The following is a 19,831-nucleotide window of genomic DNA, read 5'->3' on the forward strand; positions in this document are numbered from 1 at the left end:
GAACGGAAGCAAGAGTAGGGCGTCACGAGGTATATTAGAAATGAATATCCAGAATTACAGGTATAGCCATGAATAATTTAAGGCGGTTGGACCTCAACCTGCTCGTCACGCTCGACGTGCTGCTTTCGGAGCACAACGTGACGCGCGCGGCGGAGCGTCTGAACTTTTCGCAACCGTCGGTGAGCGTCCATCTCGCGAAGTTGAGGGATATCTTCGGCGACCCGCTGCTGCTGCCGGGCCCGCGCGGCATGCGGCCGACCGCGCGCGCCGAGGCGTTGCGCGAGCCTCTGCGCGAAGCGTTGGCGGCGGTGGAGCGGGCGGTGTCGCCGGTCAGCGCCTTCGACCCCTCGGAGGCCAATCACACGTGGCGCGTCGCGGCGACGGATTACGCCGAGTCGACGATCGTGCTGCCCGCTTTGAGCCGCTTGCGCTCGGCGGCGCCTGGTGCGCGGCTTGCCGTCCTGGAACTGGCGCCGCCGCGCATCGCCAAGCAAGCGGAGCAGGGCGAGATCGATCTGGCGTTTCATACCACCGAGGGCGCGCCGCCCGGCTTGCGCAGACTGCCGCTCTTCACCGAGCGCTACGTGCTGGTCTGCCGCGCCGGTCATCCGCGCTTGAAACGAAAGCCGACGCTCGCGCAGTTCTGCGCGCTCGATCACGTGATCGTGTCGCCGGATGGCGGCGGGTTTTACGGCGTGACGGATGAAGCGCTTGCTGAATCCGGCTTATCGCGCAACGTGGTGCTCTCGGTTCCGCACTTCCTGTTCGTGATGTCGGTGGTGGCGAGCACCGATCTCGTCGCGATGCTGCCGGAGCGTCTTGTGCGCGACGTGAGCGCGCTGAGGGCTTTCGAGCCGCCTGCCGAAGTGCCGGGCTACGAGATGTCGATGCTCTGGCACGAACGTTCGCATCGCGATCCCGCGCATCAATGGCTGCGCGAGCAGATCGCCGATTCGGTGTGACTCGCGCATTTCGCAGTTTTCCCTAGGCAAATATCAGCAAATCCTTACGCGACTTTCGCTGTAGGGACGCGTGGCTCAAGCCGTTTACCCAGCAAAGAGAAAAGATATGAGAGACGAGGTTGCTTTGCATTAAGCAATCGCTTCAACGGGGGCTCTAGCCATTAACGTTAGGACACGGAACCATGAGCCACTTCACGCAAACCATCAGATTCAAGATCATTCTCGCGCTCGGTGTTTGCGGCATCCTTCTGCTTGCAACCGGGCTCTTCGGTATGGCGGGGCTCTCAAGACTGAATACGAACCTGAGCGGAACCTATTCTGGAATCGTTCTTCCCCTCGCAAATCTTGCGGAAATCCAAGCTGCGCAACTCGAAATTCGAGTGAAGCTCAGGACGATGCTGGAAGCCAAGACCGCCGACGGCGTGGCCAAGTCGCTTCCGAAGGTGGACGGCTACATGGCGACCATCGACAAAAAGTGGTCCGACTACTACCCGTCCGGCGTGTCCAACGATACCGAGCGTGCGGTCGCCGATAAGATCGCGCACGATCTCGCGGCGTTCAAATCGCAGGTTGCCGACGAGATCGCCACGCTCAAGTCCGGCGATTACGACAAGGCAGGCAACCTGATCAACGCCGGGACTGAAGTCTCGGAGTCTTTGCACCAATTGATCGGCGAAGACATCAAGGTCAACGTCGACGAGGCGAAGCAGTTCGTGAACGACAGCGATTCCACATTCGAGAGGCTGCTGTGGACCGCAATTGGTCTGGTGATTGCCGGCGTCGTCGTCATCGCCGGCGCCTCGGTGTATCTCGTGCGCGCGATCTCGAAGCCGCTCGACAAGGCCGTGAATCTCGCCAATCACATTGCGTCCGGCAAGCTCGACAACCACATCGCCGTCGACGAGAAGGGCGAGTTCGGCGTGCTTCTCGAGTCGCTGCAGAAAATGGAGCAGCAGCTCGGCGATACGGTCCGTGGCATCCGGGCGGCGACGGAATCGGTGACGGTCGCGTCGCGCGAAATCGCGAGCGGCAACACCGATCTGTCGGCGCGCACGGAGCAGCAGGCGGCGTCGCTCGAAGAGACCGCGTCGAGCATGACGCAATTGACGGAGACCGTGAAGCAGAATGCCGACAACGCCCGGCAGGCGAACGCGCTCGCAGTGAGCGCGACCGATATGGCCGACACCGGCAACGACGCCGTGCAAGGCATGGTGCACACGATCGGGCAGATCAGCGGCAGCTCCAGCAAGATCTCCGAAATCACCGGCGTGATCGAGGGCATCGCGTTCCAGACCAACATCCTCGCGCTCAACGCGGCGGTCGAAGCGGCTCGCGCCGGCGAACAGGGGCGCGGTTTCGCGGTGGTCGCGAGCGAGGTCCGCAGTCTCGCGCAACGCTCGGCCGCTGCCGCGAAGGAAATCAAGGAGCTGATCGGCTCGTCGGTCGCCATGATCCACGACGGTGCGCAACAGGCTACGGAAGTCGGCGAGACCATGGGGCGCGTCAAGCAGGCGATCAAGCAGGTGTCCGATATCGTCGGCGAGATTGCGGCCGCGTCCGAGGAGCAGAGCACCGGCATCGAACAGGTCAATCAGGCCGTCACGCAAATGGACGACGTGACGCAGCAAAACGCGGCGCTGGTGGAACAGGCGGCAGCGGCGGCGCAATCGCTCGAAGAGCAGGCGCTGAAACTGAGCGCCATGCTGGCGGTGTTCAAGCTCGGCGACACGGGTGTGGCTCCTGTGCAGGCGGTCCCTGCGCCCAGCAAGCCGCGCGTAGCGAGCACGAAGGTGCCGCCCGCGCGGCGTTTGGCGCCAGCCGCAAAGGTAGCGGTCGCTGCGCCGAAGCGGGCTGCCACCCGCGCCATCGCGGCACCCGCATCTGCGAACGAACTCGCTCTTGCGAACGACGATTGGCAAACATTTTGAGCAGACTTGAGTACGCCGCGTCCGAGCCACATTAAGCGACCTAACTAAGCGACCATCGACAGGCTCGAACGCAATTCGGACCGATGCCGCCGCGCGAGGTGAATGCCCGCGAGCATGCAGCGCACGGAGCCGCCCGCCATTTCGATGGTCGGCACATCGAGCGGCAAGAACTGCGCCGAGCGCTCGATCAGCTTGCGTTGATGCGGCGAAAGGCACTCGAACGCGCGTTGCGAAAGCGCGAGCACGCGCGAGTCGCGGCCCGACAGCTCCAGCGCGTTGCCCGCGAAGCTCGCGATTTGCGCGTTGTCGAGCGCGATCACGGTGCGGCCCGTTTCGGCAAGACGCCGGTGAATCTCATCGCGCCGCGCCGCATCGACGATCAGATCGAAGCCGACCAACGCGAACTCCGTCGCGACGCTCATCATCACGTTGGTGTGATAGATCGGCTGGCCGTGGGCGTCGGCGGTGTCGAAACACATCGGCTCGAAATTGAAGTGCGTGCAGAAACGCTCCAGCGCAACCGGATCGGCGCGTCGCGAGCGTGCTGTGTACGCGACGCGCGCGATGTGATCGAGCACCATCGCGCCCGTGCCCTCCAAAAAGACGTCGTCGTATTCGAGGCCCGAGTAGTCGATGACGTCTTGCACGCGGTACTCGGCCTTGAGCATCTCGATGATGTCGGCGCGCCGCTCGCGCCGACGGTTCGCGCTGTGCATCGGATAGAGCGCGACGTGACCGCCTGGATGCGTCGAGAACCAATTGTTCGGAAAGACCGAATCGGGCGTGCCGTGCTCGCCATGGTCGTCGAACACGTGGACGCGAACGCCCGCCTCCGAAAGCGCTTGCGCGGCCTCGTTGACTTCGTCGCGGGCCGCTGCGGCAACGCTCGCGCCTGCCGCCACCGCGGTGCGCTGAAACGCGTTGTCGGCGGCGGTTTCGGGGTTGGGAAGGAAACCATGCGGCCGGATCATCACGACGGCGGCAGGCGCTTGAATCGAGAGCAGACTCATGTGCGGCAACGGGTAAGTGGCAAGGGGAACGGCGCAGCGTGATGCGCGTTTCGTCAGCTCAGCGGTCGAACGCGTAGGAGTCGGCGAGAGCGGGGGCCGCGCTCGATGCAGCCGACGCGCTTGGCGCGCCGATCAGCGCGAACAAGTTCTTCGGATCGGCGGCAGGCGGAATCAGCGCGATCTCGACGCCGGCGTCGTGCTCCTGCGCGAGCGCGTAGAGGTAGCGAAGCGCCGAATAGTCCTCGAGCGCGAACCCGACCGAATCGAAAATCGTGACTTGCGCCGCGTTCTCGCGGCCTGCCGCCACGCCGCGCAGCACGCGCCACAACTCGATGACGGGGAACTCCGGGGAAAGCTGCTGGATGTCGCCTTCGACGCGCGTCTGCGGCTCGTACTCGACGATCACGCGGCCCATGCGCAACACGTCCGCATGCAGCTCGGTCTTGCCCGGGCAATCGCCGCCGACCGCGTTCAGGTGCATGCCGGGCTCGATCATGTCCGGTGTGACGATGGTCGCGTAAGCCTTGTCCGCAGTGACGGTCGTGACGATGTCGGCGCCGCGTACGGCGTCGGCGGTCGAGGCCGCGCGCACGATCTTGAGCGCCGGAAACGCCGAGAGGTTACGCACGAGCTTGTCGGTCGCGCGCGGGTCGACGTCGAACACGCGGATTTCGTGGATGCCGAGCAGCGTGTGAAACGCGATCGCTTGAAACTCGCTTTGCGCGCCGTTGCCGATCAGCGCCATCTTGCGCGCTTCGGGACGCGCGAGCGCCTTCGCGGCAAGCACCGACGTCGCGGCCGTGCGCAACGCCGTGGTCAGCGTGAGCTCGGCGAGCAGCAGCGGATACCCCGTGCCGACTTCGGCGAGCGCGCCGAACGCCATCACGGTATGAATGCCGCGCTCCGCGTTGATCGGGTGGCCGTTGACGTATTTGAACGCGAACAGTTGCGAATCGGCGACCGGCATCAGTTCGATGACGCCATCGCGCGAATGGCACGCGACACGCGGCGATTTGTCGAAATCGCTCCATCGAAGATAGTCGGCGCGCAGGGTGTCGACGAGTTCGCCGAGGAAGCGCGGCACGCCGATGCGGGCGACCAGGCGGCTGGTGGCGGGGACGTCGAGAAAGCGGGTCATGGGATTGTCTCCTGTTGGTGCACGGCTTCGAATGCCGCGGGTTGGAAGCATTATTCCCATGGGCTCGGCCAACAAAAAGCCAGCAAACCTGGCAAATTCATCGATAGGATTGGCAGATTGCTGGCCTTCAGTGGCGATTTGTACAATTGAAGCTGGCTTGGCGGATCAAACGGCCTCAAGCTGCGGCTTTTCGCTTGGAGCATTCAGCAGGAATGGTGGCCCTCATGATCAATCTCGACGACGTCGACCGTCAGCTCATCGCCTTGCTGCGCGACAACGCACGCATGCCGGTGGTGACGCTCGCCAAGCAGTTGAAGGTCGCGCGCGCGACGGTGCAGAACCGGCTGACGCGCTTAGAGCAAAGCGGGGTCATCGTCGGCTACACGGTGCGCTTGAAGCCGGCGGCGGAAGCGCATCGGATTCGCGCGCTGATGTCGATCGCGGTGCAGGGCAATCGCGCGCAGGAGGTCGTCAAGGTGCTGCGCGGGTATCCGAATGTCGCGACGATTCACAGCACGAACGGGCGCTGGGATCTGATTGCGGAACTGCAGGCGGATTCATTGGAGAACTTCGATCGCGTGCTCGGCGCGATTCGTTTGGTCGACGGGATTGCGAATACGGAGACCAGTATTTTGTTGTCGACGCATAAGGTGTGAGGGGGCTATCTCTTTGGCGCGGCCGCTGCCGCCGCTGATGCGCCGCCGACGCCAAGCCATTTATCCAATCCTGTCGCCACTTGTGTATTAGCCGCGCCCAGGATGGCATTCTTGGTGTCGGTGTTAGCCAAGGATGTGCCGAGCGCCGCCGCAAAATCCCCACCGTCTTCCGACTCGACGACGTTCGCGCTGATCGTAATCGGGGCGTTGTCGTAAACCGGAGTCGTCGCAGCCTTGGGTGCGGATGCCGCCGCAGGTGCGCTTGCGCCGGCCACATGCGCGAGTTTCTTGGCAGGCGCAGTCTTGACCGTGCCGATTTCAGTCGGCGCCGGCAACGCGACGTATGGGCCGTCGAGATAATCCAGGTTGTATGTCTGTCCGATCTTTAGCGTGCCCAAATCATAGGTGTATTTGTAGAGCGTCGCGCCACTGGCGGAAGTCATCGTCAGCGTAAGCAGAATTTGCTTGGACCCGCTTTTGGTGTTCCTTGCACCGGATTTCAGATAAAGAATTTCGAGGGGCTGCACTTTGAAATAAAGCGGCAGTAGCTTATTGTCCGAGCCAGGCACCGAGGCGTTCAAGGTGGTGACGCCGAGAGCCACATAGAGTTCGGGCGCTGACGAAAGGTGCCAGGTTGGCCATTTGGCTTGAACTGACGTTTGGTCCCAACCTTGAGGCGGCGTTTTTCCGCCCAGGCTGCTGGTGTACGCGTCGGCGTTGAATTGCGCTTCGGAGAGGTCGCCTCGCACGAGTTCGATGCATCCAAACGCCAGCGCTTGGCCGCCCGACTGATAGAACGCGAGGCTGCTAACCGCCGTCGACGACGCCAGGTAATCGTTCGGCCTGTCTTTCAGATAGGTTGTCAGCGCGTCATATCCATAGTTGAATGCAGCGCTGGCGACTTTTTCTCCCAACTGAGCCAACACCGGTGCGAGGAATATCAGTAGTGCGGGATTTTCATTGTGGCCAGGCACCACCGCATTCGAGCATTTGAGCTCGGTCACGATCTTCATGGGCGAGGGCGCTTTGGGCAATACCGTGGGTGCAGCCGCGCTCCCGGGAGCCGACGCAGCGGCAGGACTCGATGCGGTGTTGTCTGCAGCAAGCGAATTACATCCGGTCACGGTCAGCGAGGCCGCTGCCAGGTAGCACGCGGCATGGAATGCGGTCTTCATAAAGGCTCCTACGGAGTCACAGCCACATTGATCTGTACGCCGCCTGGAATCTGAATCGAGCACGGCATCTGAGGGGTTCCGACATGGACGGCGTAAATCTCGGCTTGAGGGGAGCTTAGCGACGCCGAATCAAAGACCGCGGTTCCGCTCATTCCGGCGAAAGTCGAGCATCCATGAATGACACAGGTGTTTTGGGAGACGACCAGCGTTTTGCAAATCGGGCGCGTATCGATTGCCAGATACGACGCCCACTTCGGATTGACGTTGCGGTCATTGACCAAATCGACGTTGTCCACCTCCATTTCCTGTTCGTTCAGCCCTACGACCGTGATCTGAGTCGGGCTAAGCGGCGGAGCCTGTATCTTGGGCGGATTGGATGCGTTGAACTTCGCTGCCGCGAGCAGATGAACCACGATGTGATCGTTGGTCTGACTCTCCTTACCGAAATCGATAAAGGGCGGCAGATTGGAGAATGACTGCGGGTCTAAGGCAATCGGGCTTGACGGCTGCGACGCCGGAACAAAATAAATCGAGTCTGGCGAACGCAACGGTACGGGTTGACCGGTGTACGGGGGATAGAGCACGTGCTTGGCAGTCAGAACGTGGGTTGCGTCTTCCAGGGTTCCCATGCCGAGTAAATCCCCGGCATCGTTAATGAAGATGCCGATAAGACTTTCGGCAGACTTCGGGACGTTTGACGAAAGGCATTTTTCTGTATTTTCATGTATGAATGCCGCAGCCTGAGCGTGTGTTAGTGCGCCTGGAGTTTGATACAGCGAACCGAGGGACAACCCAAGGCGAACGTCGGCAGGCAAATTTTCAATAAAGAGTTCGCAAGGTGTGGCGTTCAAAGGGAGATGTAATTCGAACGACTGGAAGGACTGAAGGGAGGATTGGCATCGGTCGTCGCCTGGAACACATGGCGAACTCGGCCCGCTGGGCGTCACCGCGTCTTTGAGGTTGCGCAAGTCATTATTGCTGACCATGATCCCTTGCGCACCCGACACGCCTTTAAGACCGGCAATGTCGAGCATATTTTCGGGCACGCGTTTCACCCCGGCCGCCTGGGCGTACCCGAGCGCCGGCAACAATAGCAAAAGCAGAATGGAGCAGAAGCGACGCATGATTTTCCCTTTTTGCTTGTTAGTGCTATGGGAACTGCGCTTGGCTTACTGACGATAACCCTCAAAATAGGCGGTGCGTTACGCGAATTCAAGCATTTCTAAAGAATGGCGGAGCGGCACTGGCATTTCCGGGGCCGCTCCGCCTACCTGCAAAAACCTAAACCCTACCCACCGACTCAAAACCGCCGATCAAAATCCGTCCCCGGCGTAAACGACACCCCACGCAGCACCTCCGCGAACCCCGCGCTACGCAGCGTCACGAACTTCTCCTGCGCCGCCCCGGATGCGCTCGTGTTCTTGAGCACATCGCGAATCGCCACCAGCTTGTTCGGGTCCGCGCCGGTATCTCCGTTGCCGCTGACCGTCGACGTGATCGCCCAGATCGTCACCGTGCCGTCGTCGTCGACGCGGCCCGTCAGGTTGCGCAGACCGTCGGTTGCCGGCGCCCAGGGCAGGCCCGTCACCGAGTTCGTGCCGCCCGGATAGCCTGAGATGCTGTACGACTGGCCGAGATTCAGCCCGGCCTGCAGCGTGTAGGCGAGGTTCCACGTTTTCGTGCTCGTGTTGTACACCCACTTCTGCAGGCCCGCGGTCGTTTGCGCTGCCGCGTGCGTGTAGAGATCGGCGCCGCCCACGTAGCCGTCGCCCTCGTCGGCCACGTAAAGCGTGTTCGCGTCGGCGAACCAGAGGCCGAACGGGTAGGAAAGCGTGGTGGCCGTCTTGTTCGGCGTCGACGGGAAGCCCGCGAGCACGCACATATTGCTCGGCAAGCCGGTGGTTTGCAGCGTCGCCGCGTTATAGGCGAGCGGCGCGCTCGGCAGCGTCGCGTTCGGCGACGGCACGCCCACGCCGTTCTGGCACGCTTTGCCCGTCGTGTCGACGAAGTACACGGTATTCACGCCGTTGCCGCCGCTGCCTTTCGTGTAGTACAGCACGTTGTTGTATTCCGCCAGGCCGCGGAAGTTGTCGTCCTTGCCGATCTTGTCCGCCTTGGCGCCGAGCTCGGTCACCGAGAAGCTCGCGAGCGGCGTCGGCGTGCCCGGGATTTGCTGCGCTTCGGGCTGATTCGACGGCGTGATGAATTGCGCGCCCGCGCCGAGAATCACGCCGTCCGGCTGCGGATTGGCCCCGTTGCCCGCGTTGCCTGCGGTAAAGAAGACGTTCTGGCCGTGGCGGTTGTTGAAGAACGCCGTGCGTCCGTTGTTGCCGCTGTAGGCGTTGGTTTCGGTGACGCGGATGTGGCCGTTGCTATCCATGACGGCAACGGCGCGATAGTAGGCTTTGCCGACCGGATTGGTCTTATCGTTCGCGCCCGGCGTGTTCGAGTTGGACACGTCAAGTGTGTTGACCGGCGCCACGTAGCCCATGAACGTCAAATACTGCCGGTCGGCCGACAGGTGCAGGCCGAGTTCCGATTTCGAGCTGAAGCTCGTGACGAGCTGGTCGTGCGAGTTACCGTGCGTCAGGCTGTTCGGCACTTCGAGCGTGCTGACGACTGCGCCCCAGGGCGCGATCTGGTCGAGAAAAATCCGCGACGTAATGCCGAAGCTGCCGTCATACGTGTCGTTGTTCCACACGTAGGGGTAGGTGCCGTCGACGGGTGCGCCGGTGTTGGCGGCGCAGCCGCCGGTCGTGCTCGCGCAGTTCGGCGGCAGGATTTCGCCGACCTGCACGTTGCTCGACAGGTTGTCGTAAACGCTGCGGCTGACCACGAGCAGGCCAGGCACGAAGCGGATTCCGCCATTGGAATCCGGCTCTTGCGCGTGGACGTTCACGGCGGCGGCGATCAGGGTTAGAGCGAACAGCGATGCACGTCGGGCAGTGCGGGGAAGGCGGGGAAAGCGGGTTTTCGAGGCCAGGGGGGCGGCTATCATGTGCAGTCTCCGTACGGATTTCGAGGGTTGTTTTCAGACGGAACAGCAGGTGAAGCAACGTCACACCCTAACGGCACTTGATGAACAATTGATTGCGGGTGGAATAGTTTGCGTTTTCGAGCGTGCCTTTGGCGGCGCTCGGAGAATCAGGAGAGTAGAAGTAGTCGCAATGCAATGGATGGGCGGCGGCTGCACCGAGTGTTGATGTTCGTCAAATCATCAGCACAAAAGTCGGAAAGTCTCGAAATCCTTGGGCGCGTCCAATTGACTGGACTTTCTCGTGCGCGCTAGCGTGGCGTCGGCTGATTCATCCTCACTCGACAAGCTGCGGAGACGACAAGAATGACTTCGGATAACGAAGAAATTCCGTACTACAAAATCAACAAATTGCTATGGCGATGGAAGCATCAGGATGGCGCTCGGGTTGTTCGCGCGGTGTCGCTGACGATGGACAAGGCGCCGCCGCCGTTGCCAGTGCCGCCGGAGCCTCCTGTGGCAAAAGCCCCGGCGTCCAAGCTGCCGAAGCCCGATGCGCTGACCAACGTGCTCGATAACATCGAAAGCGTGGCGAATACGTTCTCGCGCTTCAAGGCGTGGCTCGACGCGCCCGAGCCGCCGAAACCGCCGCCACCCCCGCTGAAACCCGTCAAGAAAGTGGAGACGGTGCCGCCGTTCGATATTCAGGAGATTCCAGGGGCGATGCGCAAGGAAATGATGCCGATATCGGCCAAGCTTATGGAGCGGTGGTTTGCTGGGCGTTTGAACTATTCGCCAACGGAAGATGAAGAAAGCTTAGAAGTGAATCAAGACGGTAAGCCGTACCCGCCTGATATGTACGACACGACCACGGTAACGCTGGAATGGGTACTTCGCTATGCTCGTGCGAAAGAGCAATACGAATACTTGATCAATGAGGCAATTCGACTACCTGAAGCGCGAAAATTACTCAAGAGAAAACTGATTCCGTACAAGGGAAAATTGACCTTGCTCGATGCCGAAAATATTTGCAAGGGCGATCAGATCTGCCTGCATCGTCAATTCCGGTTCCAGATAGCCAGCGTCGACGGGACATTATGGGAAAAATTCAATGTATTCCTAAGAATGTTCGAAAACAATGGGGCACCGGATGATCTTTTCGGCGCGCTTGGTTCGTTCAACTTTTACGCGACCATTGGTCATGCTCGGTTCGAGCAAGATGTCGTGTCGCATAAAATAACAGCCGAGGTGAGAGGTATATGGGTCTATGTAAAGGACAATTTTACGTTTACCACCAATCCGGGTGAGCGATCGCAATATCTTGGGCATTGGAACCATAAAGGCGTAATCGTCGTGCCTTACGTTGCCGTTTCGGATAAATCTCGCTATATCCCATACGTTGATGCTCCCGTCACTATTGGTGATCCCCACATCAAGGGAAACGTCTACTATCCCATTCACAATAGCGATTTCCGGCAGTGGGCGATCAAGCACCAGCGAGGCGGCGATTTCATCGTGTTTACCGACCGCCGTTACGTGCCAGTCGTCCCACCTATCAAGGTGGACCTATGAGGTTTGATTTCGGCGATGCCGCGATGCTTTTCTTGGTGCCAATTTTTGCCTTGCTTCTCATATTTTCGATGCCACGTATTTGGACTGACTCGATTGGCCGGATGCTGTTCAAGTTTCCAAGACAGATTGTCGCATTGGTGCTTATCGGGGCGCTTTATTTGGTTTTGTTCAATCACACACCGCAAGGCAAGGAATGCAAACGCACCACGTCGCCAGATGGCAGCTACATCGCGGAACTATGCTTGCTTGAATGGGTTCCAGGGAGTGATTCGGAGTATGTTGGTCGAATATATGACACCAAAAACGGAAATTTATTGATTCAACGCCCGTTTAGCGCCCATTCTTCAGACACCCAAATAGCCTGGTACGACGATGAAAGTATGTCTTTTTCGATCGGAGGCGGCGAAGATAATTCGGGCTATATCACTTTGCCGCCGTCCAAATGGGACAGACTGCTCGCAGCGCGTCCACGTCTGTAGCTCAGAACTCACCCCCTCACACGCACCTCACCACGATTCGACCCGCGCGCAAGTTCAACAAACGCGCGCAGATAGTCGATCGAAGCATCCGCCTCCCGCGTCCCCAGAAAGATCTGCTTCGAAATCCCCTCGCGTCCAAGCTTCACACTCGTCACCGGCATACGGTCCGCGTATTCATCGGCGAGCCAGCGCGGCAGCGCGGCCACGCCGCGATCGCTTGCCACCATCTGCAACATGATGTCGGTGGTCTCGATCGTCTTGTGGCGGCGCGGCACCACGTTCGCCGGCCGCAAGAACTGGTTGTAGATATCGAGCCGGTCGGTCTCGACGGGGTAGGTGATCAGCGTTTCGTCGACGAGCTGCTCCGGCTTCACGTAACGCACGTTCGCGAAACGATGCCGTTCGGAGACCACGAGCACCTGCTCGTAGTCGAACACGGGATCGAAGCGCAAGCCCGGACGCATGAGCGGATCGGGCGTGACGAGCACGTCGATGTCGTAGCCGAAGAGCGCGCCGATGCCGCCGAACTGAAAGCGCTGCTTCACATCCACGTCGACGTCGGGCCAGCGCGCCAGATACGGCGACACGACCTTGAGCAGCCACTGATAGCACGGATGGCACTCCATGCCGATGCGCAGCGTGCCGCGCTCGCCGGCGGCGTACTGCTTCATCCGCGTTTCAGCCAGCTCGAACTGAGGCAGCAGCCGGTTGGCGAGCGAGAGCAGGTATTGCCCCGCCTGGGTGAGCCTCAGGGTTCGCCCTTCACGATCCCAGATCGGCGTGCCGAGCTGCTGCTCGACTTTCTTGACGGTATGGCTGAGCGCCGACTGCGTGAGATGCAGAACCTCGGCTGCCGCCGTCAATGAGCCTTGACGCTCCACTTCACGGATGATGAGTAGATGAAACCGTTCCAACATGGCAATGACTCGCTGAGAGGTTCATGAGCAAACATGCATGAACAAATCTAATGGATCAATGAAATAACACCATTTTATTTCATGAACTGAAAATCCTATCATCGCTGCCAGAACTTTCCATCCTCCTCTACGGCAGCTTCCATGGTCACGACACATAATCTCGGCTTCCCGCGCATCGGCGCCAAACGCGAACTGAAATTCGCGCTCGAAAGCTACTGGAAAGGCGAGTCTTCTCGCGACGAACTCAAGGCACTGGGCGCGCAACTGCGTCGGCGTCATTGGGAGAATCAGCAAGGTCTCGATCTGGCGCCCGTGGGCGACTTCGCGTTCTACGACCAGGTGCTCGACATGAGCTTCACGCTGGGCAATCTGCCGGAGCGTGTGCAGGGCTTCCACGGCGACGCGCTCGACAACTACTTCCGGGTGGCGCGCGGCCGCTCGGCGCAGAGCGCGGAAGAGCATGGCGCGTGCTGCGGCGGCGTCGCGGCGGGCGAGATGACCAAATGGTTCGATACGAACTATCACTACATCGTGCCGGAGTTCACGGCGTCGACCGGCTTCACGCTGGACGCATCGCGCCTCGTGACGCAACTGACCGAGGCCCGCAACCTCGGCGTGAACGCGAAGCCGGTGATCATCGGGCCGGTGACGTACCTGTGGCTTGGCAAGGCCAAAGACGATTCGGACCGTCTCGCGCTGCTGCCGAAGCTGCTGCCGGTCTATGGCGCGCTGCTCGACACGTTCGCGGCGCAAGGCGTCGAGTGGGTGCAGATCGACGAGCCGGCGCTCGTCACCGAGCTCGATCCCGCCTGGCAGCAGGCATTCGTCACCGCGTACGAGACGCTCGAGACGCGCCGCGTCAAGCTGCTGCTCGCGACGTACTTCGGCCAGCTGCAGGAGAATCGCGCGCTCGCGTGCTCGCTGCCGGTCGACGGTCTGCATATCGACGCCATCAATGCGCGCGACGAGGTTGCGACGCTCGCCAGCGAGTTGCCGGCGGAGCGCGTGCTGTCGGTTGGCGCGATCAACGGCCGCAATATCTGGAAGACCGACCTCACCGCGACGCTCGAATGGCTCGAACCGCTGGCCAAGACGCTCGGCTCGCGGCTGTGGATTGCGCCGTCGTGCTCGCTGCTGCACGTGCCGGTAGACCTATCGAGCGAACAGAAGCTCGATGCCGAGATCCGTTCGTGGCTCGCGTTCGCGCTGCAGAAACTCGACGAGCTGAAGGTGCTCGCGTCCGCGCTCAATCATGGCCGCGCATCGGTCGCCGCGGAGCTGGCCGCGAATGCGGCGGCGATCGCGAGCCGCCGTGCGTCGCCGCGTGTCCACAACCCGGCCGTCAAGGCGGCGCTCGCGCGCATCGACGCTGCGCTCGGCCAGCGCCAGAACCCGTATGCCGCGCGCGCGCCGAAGCAGTCCGCGCTGTTGAAGCTGCCTGCATTCCCGACCACCACGATCGGCTCGTTTCCGCAGACCGCCGAGATCCGTCACGCCCGCAGCCAGTTCAAGGCCGGCGCGCTCGACGAGGCCGGCTACCAGGTCGCGATGCAGGCCGAGATCGCCCGCAGCGTTCGCGAGCAGGAGGCGCTGAGTCTCGACGTGCTGGTTCACGGCGAAGCGGAGCGCAACGACATGGTCGAGTACTTCGGCGAGCAACTCGACGGCTACACGTTCAGCCAATTCGGCTGGGTTCAGTCGTACGGCTCGCGCTGCGTGAAGCCGCCCATCCTGTTCGGCGACATCAGCCGCCCGAAGGCGATGACGGTCGAGTGGATCCAGTACGCGCAGTCGCTCACCAGCAAGCCGATGAAGGGCATGCTGACCGGGCCCGTGACGATCCTGAACTGGTCGTTCGTGCGCGACGACCAGCCGCGTTCGGTGTCCTGCTACCAGCTGGCGCTCGCGATCCGCGAGGAAGTGCTGGACCTGGAACGCGCCGGCATCCGCGTGATCCAGATCGACGAGGCCGCGCTGCGCGAGGGCCTGCCGCTGCGCCGCTCGCAATGGCAGACGTATTTGGATTGGGCGGTCGAGTCCTTCCGCATCACGGCCAATGGCGTGGGCGACGAGACGCAGATTCACACCCACATGTGCTACTCGGAGTTCAACGACATCATCGCGTCGATCGCCGACATGGACGCCGACGTCATCACGATCGAGACGTCGCGCTCGGATATGGAGCTGCTCGATGCCTTCGATGACTTCAAGTATCCGAACGAGATCGGGCCGGGCGTGTATGACATCCATTCGCCGAACATTCCGAGCCAGGAGCACATCGTCGCGCTCATGAAGAAGGCGGCTGAGCGCATTCCGGCGGAGCGTCTGTGGGTGAACCCGGACTGCGGCTTGAAGACGCGCCAGTGGGCGGAAGTGGTGCCGGCGTTGACGAATATGGTGTCGGCCGCGAAAACGCTGCGCAGTTAGGTGCGGTAACGATGCTGTACGCGCGCCCGGCGCCGAATCGCGCGAGGCGGACGCGCGCTATCTTTCCGTCCCGACTCCCTGCCCGCAGGCGACTCACGCCTGCGAGACGGCCAATCGATTAATGTCGGCGGGCGTCAAGACGGCTCGCGACGGCGCACCGCGACGCACGGCGTTGAGCATGGCGTTGCCGATGATCCCGGTGGTCAGCACGCTGTCCGGCGAAATGCGGCGGACCAAAGGCAGAAGCGGCTTGAGCACCGCGTACATCCAGCGATAAGCGGTGGTGCGCGACTGGATGCCGTCTTCGGGGATGATCGCGGAGGGCCGGAAAATCGCCACCTGTCGAAACGGCAGCCGCTGCAAGGCGTTCTCGGTTTGTCCGCGGACGCGGGCCCACATGGTCTTGCTTTGCTCGCTGCTGTCGGCGCCGGCCCCAGAGACGTACACCATCGTCATCGCAGGGCTCTGGCGTTGCAGTTGTTGCGCGACGTGGAGCGTGAGGTCGTAGGTGACCGCGCGGTATTCGGCCTCGGACATGCCGAAGGACGTAACCCCCGCGCAGAAAAAACACGCGTCGACATGGGCGAACGTATCGTCCGCGGCCTGAAAGCGTTCCAGATTTGGCGTGATGACGACGTTGAGCCGCGGATCCTCGTAGCCCGTCAGCGGACGCCGTCCGACCACGATGATTTCGGTGACGTCCCGCGCCCTCAGACACGCACGCAATACGCCTTGGCCAACCATGCCGGTGGCTCCGATCAGGACGATACGCATGGCCTTACTCCGACGGCCACTCGGGCGATACGGCGCCGAAATCGGCGGCGAGGGTGACGGGCTTCCAGCGCTGCATCGCCTCGCGGCGCGCCTGCTCCTCGGCTTCGACGACCTGCCATGCGTCCGACCCGAGCACGAGGTGCGCGGGGAGCGTTGCACGCGAAGCGAGCGCTACGATCAGCTTCGCAATTCGCTCAGGATCCCCCACTTCATGGCCGACGTAGGCATCAATGAGCGCCTTGAAGTCTCCCAGCGACGCCTGGTAGTCATGCGGCAGGTTCTGCAGCGTCGCGCGGGCCTCATGACCCCACCCGGTTCGCATGCCGCCAGGCTCGAGCGTGCAGATACGAATCCCGAAGGGCGCGACTTCCTTGCCCACCACGTCGCTGAACCCGCCGACGGCCCATTTGGCTGCCTGATAAGCCGAGAGCCCGGGCGTGCTGATGCGGCCGCCAGCCGACGAGACCTGAAAGATGTGGCCGCCGCCCTGGGCGCGCATGACCGGAATGGCCGCACGCGTGAGGTTCACCACCCCAAAGAGATTGGTCTCGATCTGCGCCCGGAAATCCTCGACGGGCGTGTACTCGAACGGCTGAATGTGACCGTAGCCGGCATTGTTGACCAGAACGTCCAGCCGGCCGAAGAGGCGCATCGCTTCGGCCACGGCTTGCTTAGCCTGCTGTTCGTTCGTGACGTCCAATTCAAAAGTGGCCAGGCGCTCGCCGTGGCGCGCCTGCAAATCGGCGAAGCGCGCCGTGTCGCGCGCGGTCGCCAGCACCTTGCCGCCGTCCTGCAACGCGGCTTCGAGAATGGAGCGGCCCAAGCCTCGGGACGCTCCGGTAATCAACCAGACTTTGGACATGATCGTTCAACCTTTGATATGCGCCGCTATCGGCGCCTTGCTTTCGTGGTGGCTGCGCAATGCAGCGGTCGCAATGCTCACTGCGGATTGAATCCGGCCTTGCCCTCGAACATCACGGACTCGGCGAGGGCCTTTTGCGCCTGCAGGGCGGCGAGACTCCGGGCATAGCCGGCCTCCAGCACCGCATACGCATCTCCGCCGAGGACGGTACGCAACAGCGGCTCCTCAGTCTGGCTGACCGCATAGATGGCCTCGGCCATTTTCACGGGGTCGCCTGAAGCCTGCTCGTCGCCGACTTCTTTAATCTGGCGTCGCAGCTTGCCGACAACGCCGTCTTTGTAGTCGGCGAGTTCCTGGGTCCAGCTGATATTGGCCACGAAGCCCGTCTTGATCGAGCCGGGTTCGATGATGATGGTCTTGATACCGAACTCGGCCACTTCCTGGCTCACCGATTCGGCAAATCCTTCCAGACCGAACTTCGCGGCGTGGTACATCGAACCACTCGGAAAGGAAGCACGCCCGCCGACGCTGCTGACATAGATGAGCGTGCCTTGCTTCTTGGCGCGCAATGCAGGGAGGAACGCGCGCGTGACATGGATCGGCGCGAGCAGATTCAGCGCGATCTGCTGTTGGATATCGGCTTCGCTCATTTCCTCCATCGCCCCGATAACAGCGCCCCCGGCGTTGTTGACGACAACGTCGACATCGGGATGGCGTGCCGCGACCGCCTGAACTTGCTCGCGGTCAGTCACATCGACCGGCTCCACTTCGAGCAGATCCGGATAGGCCTGAGTTAGCGTCTGCATCCCCTCGATACGGCGCACAGCTGCAATCACACGATGCCCCTGGGCCAGCACTTTTTGCGTGAGGGCGAGCCCCAGACCCCCGGACGCACCGGTAATGAACCACTTCTGACTAGACATGATGCTGTTCTCCTTGTAAATAATGAGCGCGTACGCGCTCAATAATGGCGAAAAATTTTTTACACGGTAATCGCTCGCCAGGCGACTTGAAATCCCAGTTGCAGGTGACGGTCGGCGTCCTGGGGCTGTTTGTTTACGTACTCGATCGTGGTGTCGGCGATGTGCTCGATGATCGACGAAAGAAATGCGATCGGCGCATCCACCAGCACGCCATCGCGCACCGCGTCTTCCATCAACTGTGACACCGCCAGAAACGACTCCATGGCCTGCGCCCGCGTGTCGTCGAGCAACTGCCCCGAAGCGGTCAGCCGGGCGAGGGCGGACCGCCCAGCCGCATTCGCCAGTCCCCAGCTCACGTAGCGCTGGAAAACGTGCTGCATGCGCTGCCGGTAGCCGGCCTCATGCGGATAGTCCGGCATCATGGCTTCCGCCAGGCTCCGCTTGAGGTGCAGGTACAGCTCCTGGAACAGCGCTTCCTTGCTCTCGAAGTAGGTGAACAGCGTGCCCTCAGCGACGCCGGCGCCCCGTGCAATGCTCGCAGTGGTGGCGAGCACGCCCTGTTCAGCAACGGCCTGCGTTGCGGATAGCAACAGGGCAGTGCGTTTTTCCGGACTCAAGGGACGTGCCATGGCGTGCGTTCACAAATATAGATTGATTACTCACTCAATTATATCCGCTTTTTGAGAGAAGGCAATGGTTCGATTCGTTTGGGCGCGTTCAGAACAAGTGGCGAATGCCGAGGTCGGCGGCGAACTGGGAGCCAGGTAGGCCGAAGAGCGCGCCGTTGATCGCGAGGCCGGTGTTCATGCGCCCATGATTGTCGACGTAGGCGAGCTGGCTATAGAGCGTGGTGCGCTTGGAGAGCGCGTAGTCGACGCCGAGCGAGCCGAGGATCGAATGGTTGTTCGAGTCGTTGCCGTCGCGGGTGTACCAGGCGCCTCCGTTGAGGGAGAGGGCGGGTGTGAGCGAGAAGGCGAGGCCGCCGGAGATCACGCGGCTGTCGAAGGCGCCAGCGACCTTGTAGAGGGTGTAGGCGGCTTTGACGGTCAGGCGGTTGAAGTTGTAGCTGGCGCCGATGTTGCGCCCGGAGAAGGCGATGGCGCTGGGGTTCGGGATGGCCGCCGCGGACCCGCCGGAGTTGCCGCTATACATCGCGGAGGTGAGCAGCAAGCCGCTGAAGTGATATGAGAGCCCGGCTGAATACTGTTGTCCGGCCTTGAAGTTACCCGGAGATCCACCGAATGCATACATCGCGCGCCCCTGGATGCCGGCGATCTCGGGCGACGTGTACATGACGGAGTTGGGGTTGAAAAGGCCGGTGACGATGACGTTGTCGACGTAATTGATGAGCCCGCTACCGAACTGTTTGAGGTCGCGGGGATCGTTCGCGTCGATCGACAACAGGAAAGGCGAATACTGAAGGCCCGCGGTGAGGGTACCGAAGCTGCCGGTGACGCCGACCCACGCCTGGCGGCCAAAGAACTCGCCGTTGGAATTTGCGAATCCCCCATTGGAGATGTCGATGCCGCTTTCGAGGTCGAAGATGGCTGCGAGTCCGCCGCCGAGATCCTCTCTTCCGTGCAGGCCGAAGCGAGACGCGTTTTCGCCGGCGGATTCGACCGAAAACTGGTGTCCTTCGCTGGCGCCGGTCGCGAGGTTGGATGTCCTGCTGGTATAGAGGATCGAGGCGTCGGTGATGCCGTAGAGGGTGACGCTACTCTGCGCGTGAGCAGGCGGTGTGCCGGCGAATGTGGCGGCGAGTGTGCAGGCACCGCCGACGGTGGCAAATCGAATGGCGCGAAAGGCGCGATTGGCGGGAATTCTCTTCGTCATGAAAGGTGTCTCCTGGAATATTTGCCGTCGTACATTTTGGACACCTGATCGTCATGCATGTAGTTGCCGATTCACCGGTGTCGCCGTTGCACGATCTCCGGTCCTTATTTACGCGCAATTCACCCGTGGAAACTTGACCCGTGCCGCCGCAATTTGTACTTTGCGCGCCACATCTTCGAACGCTATTACCGTGCCTATTTA

General features: G+C 61.5%; 17 protein-coding genes. 6 read left to right on the top strand and 11 right to left on the bottom strand.

Going from position 1 to position 19,831, the window contains the following annotated elements; translation table 11 throughout:
• Positions 1-68 precede the first annotated feature (68 nt).
• Both AAHK20_RS15060 and AAHK20_RS15065 read left to right on the top strand, forming a co-directional pair.
• Positions 69-962, top strand: a complete 894-nt coding sequence (locus AAHK20_RS15060) for a LysR family transcriptional regulator (RefSeq protein ID WP_449182270.1) — start codon at positions 69-71, stop codon at positions 960-962.
• Between the two features lie 182 nt (positions 963-1,144).
• The gene (locus AAHK20_RS15065; protein ID WP_449182271.1) at positions 1,145-2,890 is read left to right on the top strand and encodes a methyl-accepting chemotaxis protein; all 1,746 of its coding nucleotides are present in this window, start codon (positions 1,145-1,147) and stop codon (positions 2,888-2,890) included.
• A gap of 44 nt (positions 2,891-2,934) precedes the next feature.
• On the opposite strand, the gene ctlX is transcribed toward AAHK20_RS15065, so the two are convergent.
• Positions 2,935-3,900: a citrulline utilization hydrolase CtlX gene (gene ctlX, locus AAHK20_RS15070; RefSeq protein WP_449182272.1), complete on the bottom strand. Its 966-nt coding sequence runs from the start codon at positions 3,898-3,900 to the stop codon at positions 2,935-2,937.
• A 58-nt stretch (positions 3,901-3,958) separates the two neighbouring features.
• Positions 3,959-5,038 carry an ornithine cyclodeaminase gene (gene ocd / locus AAHK20_RS15075; RefSeq protein WP_449182273.1) on the bottom strand — a complete coding sequence of 360 codons (1,080 nt, stop codon included), beginning with the start codon at positions 5,036-5,038 and terminating at the stop codon, positions 3,959-3,961.
• Between the two features lie 224 nt (positions 5,039-5,262).
• Here ocd and AAHK20_RS15080 point away from each other — a divergent pair, with 224 nt between their 5' ends.
• Entirely contained in the window at positions 5,263-5,694 is a 432-nt protein-coding gene (locus tag AAHK20_RS15080; RefSeq protein ID WP_449182274.1) for an Lrp/AsnC family transcriptional regulator, read from the top strand.
• A 5-nt stretch (positions 5,695-5,699) separates the two neighbouring features.
• On the opposite strand, the gene AAHK20_RS15085 is transcribed toward AAHK20_RS15080, so the two are convergent.
• From AAHK20_RS15085 to AAHK20_RS15095, 3 genes are all read right to left on the bottom strand, one after another.
• Positions 5,700-6,869 carry a hypothetical protein gene (locus tag AAHK20_RS15085; RefSeq protein WP_449182275.1) on the bottom strand — a complete coding sequence of 390 codons (1,170 nt, stop codon included), beginning with the start codon at positions 6,867-6,869 and terminating at the stop codon, positions 5,700-5,702.
• Between the two features lie 8 nt (positions 6,870-6,877).
• Complete coding sequence (locus AAHK20_RS15090) at positions 6,878-7,993, bottom strand: trypsin-like serine peptidase (RefSeq protein WP_449182276.1); 1,116 nt, start codon at positions 7,991-7,993, stop codon at positions 6,878-6,880.
• 176 nt (positions 7,994-8,169) lie between these two features.
• Positions 8,170-9,867: a hypothetical protein gene (locus AAHK20_RS15095; RefSeq protein ID WP_449182277.1), complete on the bottom strand. Its 1,698-nt coding sequence runs from the start codon at positions 9,865-9,867 to the stop codon at positions 8,170-8,172.
• 342 nt (positions 9,868-10,209) lie between these two features.
• On the opposite strand from AAHK20_RS15095, the gene AAHK20_RS15100 reads away from it, so the two are divergent.
• Positions 10,210-11,415: a DUF6402 family protein gene (locus tag AAHK20_RS15100; RefSeq protein ID WP_449182278.1), complete on the top strand. Its 1,206-nt coding sequence runs from the start codon at positions 10,210-10,212 to the stop codon at positions 11,413-11,415.
• Entirely contained in the window at positions 11,412-11,894 is a 483-nt protein-coding gene (locus tag AAHK20_RS15105) for a hypothetical protein (protein ID WP_449182279.1), read from the top strand. The genes AAHK20_RS15100 and AAHK20_RS15105 overlap by 4 nt, the downstream gene beginning before the upstream one ends.
• Positions 11,895-11,902: 8 nt before the next feature.
• On the opposite strand, the gene AAHK20_RS15110 is transcribed toward AAHK20_RS15105, so the two are convergent.
• Positions 11,903-12,811 carry a LysR family transcriptional regulator gene (locus AAHK20_RS15110; protein WP_449182280.1) on the bottom strand — a complete coding sequence of 303 codons (909 nt, stop codon included), beginning with the start codon at positions 12,809-12,811 and terminating at the stop codon, positions 11,903-11,905.
• Between the two features lie 141 nt (positions 12,812-12,952).
• Between AAHK20_RS15110 and metE the strand changes: the two genes are divergently transcribed.
• Complete coding sequence (gene metE / locus AAHK20_RS15115) at positions 12,953-15,238, top strand: 5-methyltetrahydropteroyltriglutamate--homocysteine S-methyltransferase (protein ID WP_449182281.1); 2,286 nt, start codon at positions 12,953-12,955, stop codon at positions 15,236-15,238.
• Between the two features lie 93 nt (positions 15,239-15,331).
• Here metE and AAHK20_RS15120 read toward each other — a convergent pair whose 3' ends face one another.
• The 5 genes from AAHK20_RS15120 to AAHK20_RS15140 form a co-directional block, all read right to left on the bottom strand.
• Entirely contained in the window at positions 15,332-16,012 is a 681-nt protein-coding gene (locus tag AAHK20_RS15120; RefSeq protein ID WP_449182282.1) for an NAD-dependent epimerase/dehydratase family protein, read from the bottom strand.
• A 4-nt stretch (positions 16,013-16,016) separates the two neighbouring features.
• Positions 16,017-16,874: an SDR family NAD(P)-dependent oxidoreductase gene (locus AAHK20_RS15125; protein WP_449182283.1), complete on the bottom strand. Its 858-nt coding sequence runs from the start codon at positions 16,872-16,874 to the stop codon at positions 16,017-16,019.
• 77 nt (positions 16,875-16,951) lie between these two features.
• Positions 16,952-17,797 carry an SDR family NAD(P)-dependent oxidoreductase gene (locus AAHK20_RS15130; RefSeq protein ID WP_449182284.1) on the bottom strand — a complete coding sequence of 282 codons (846 nt, stop codon included), beginning with the start codon at positions 17,795-17,797 and terminating at the stop codon, positions 16,952-16,954.
• Between the two features lie 59 nt (positions 17,798-17,856).
• Complete coding sequence (locus tag AAHK20_RS15135; RefSeq protein ID WP_449182285.1) at positions 17,857-18,426, bottom strand: TetR/AcrR family transcriptional regulator; 570 nt, start codon at positions 18,424-18,426, stop codon at positions 17,857-17,859.
• Positions 18,427-18,514: 88 nt separating this feature from the next.
• Complete coding sequence (locus tag AAHK20_RS15140; RefSeq protein ID WP_449182286.1) at positions 18,515-19,630, bottom strand: porin; 1,116 nt, start codon at positions 19,628-19,630, stop codon at positions 18,515-18,517.
• Positions 19,631-19,831 lie beyond the last annotated feature (201 nt).

Source organism: Trinickia camelliae, assembly GCF_053525655.1.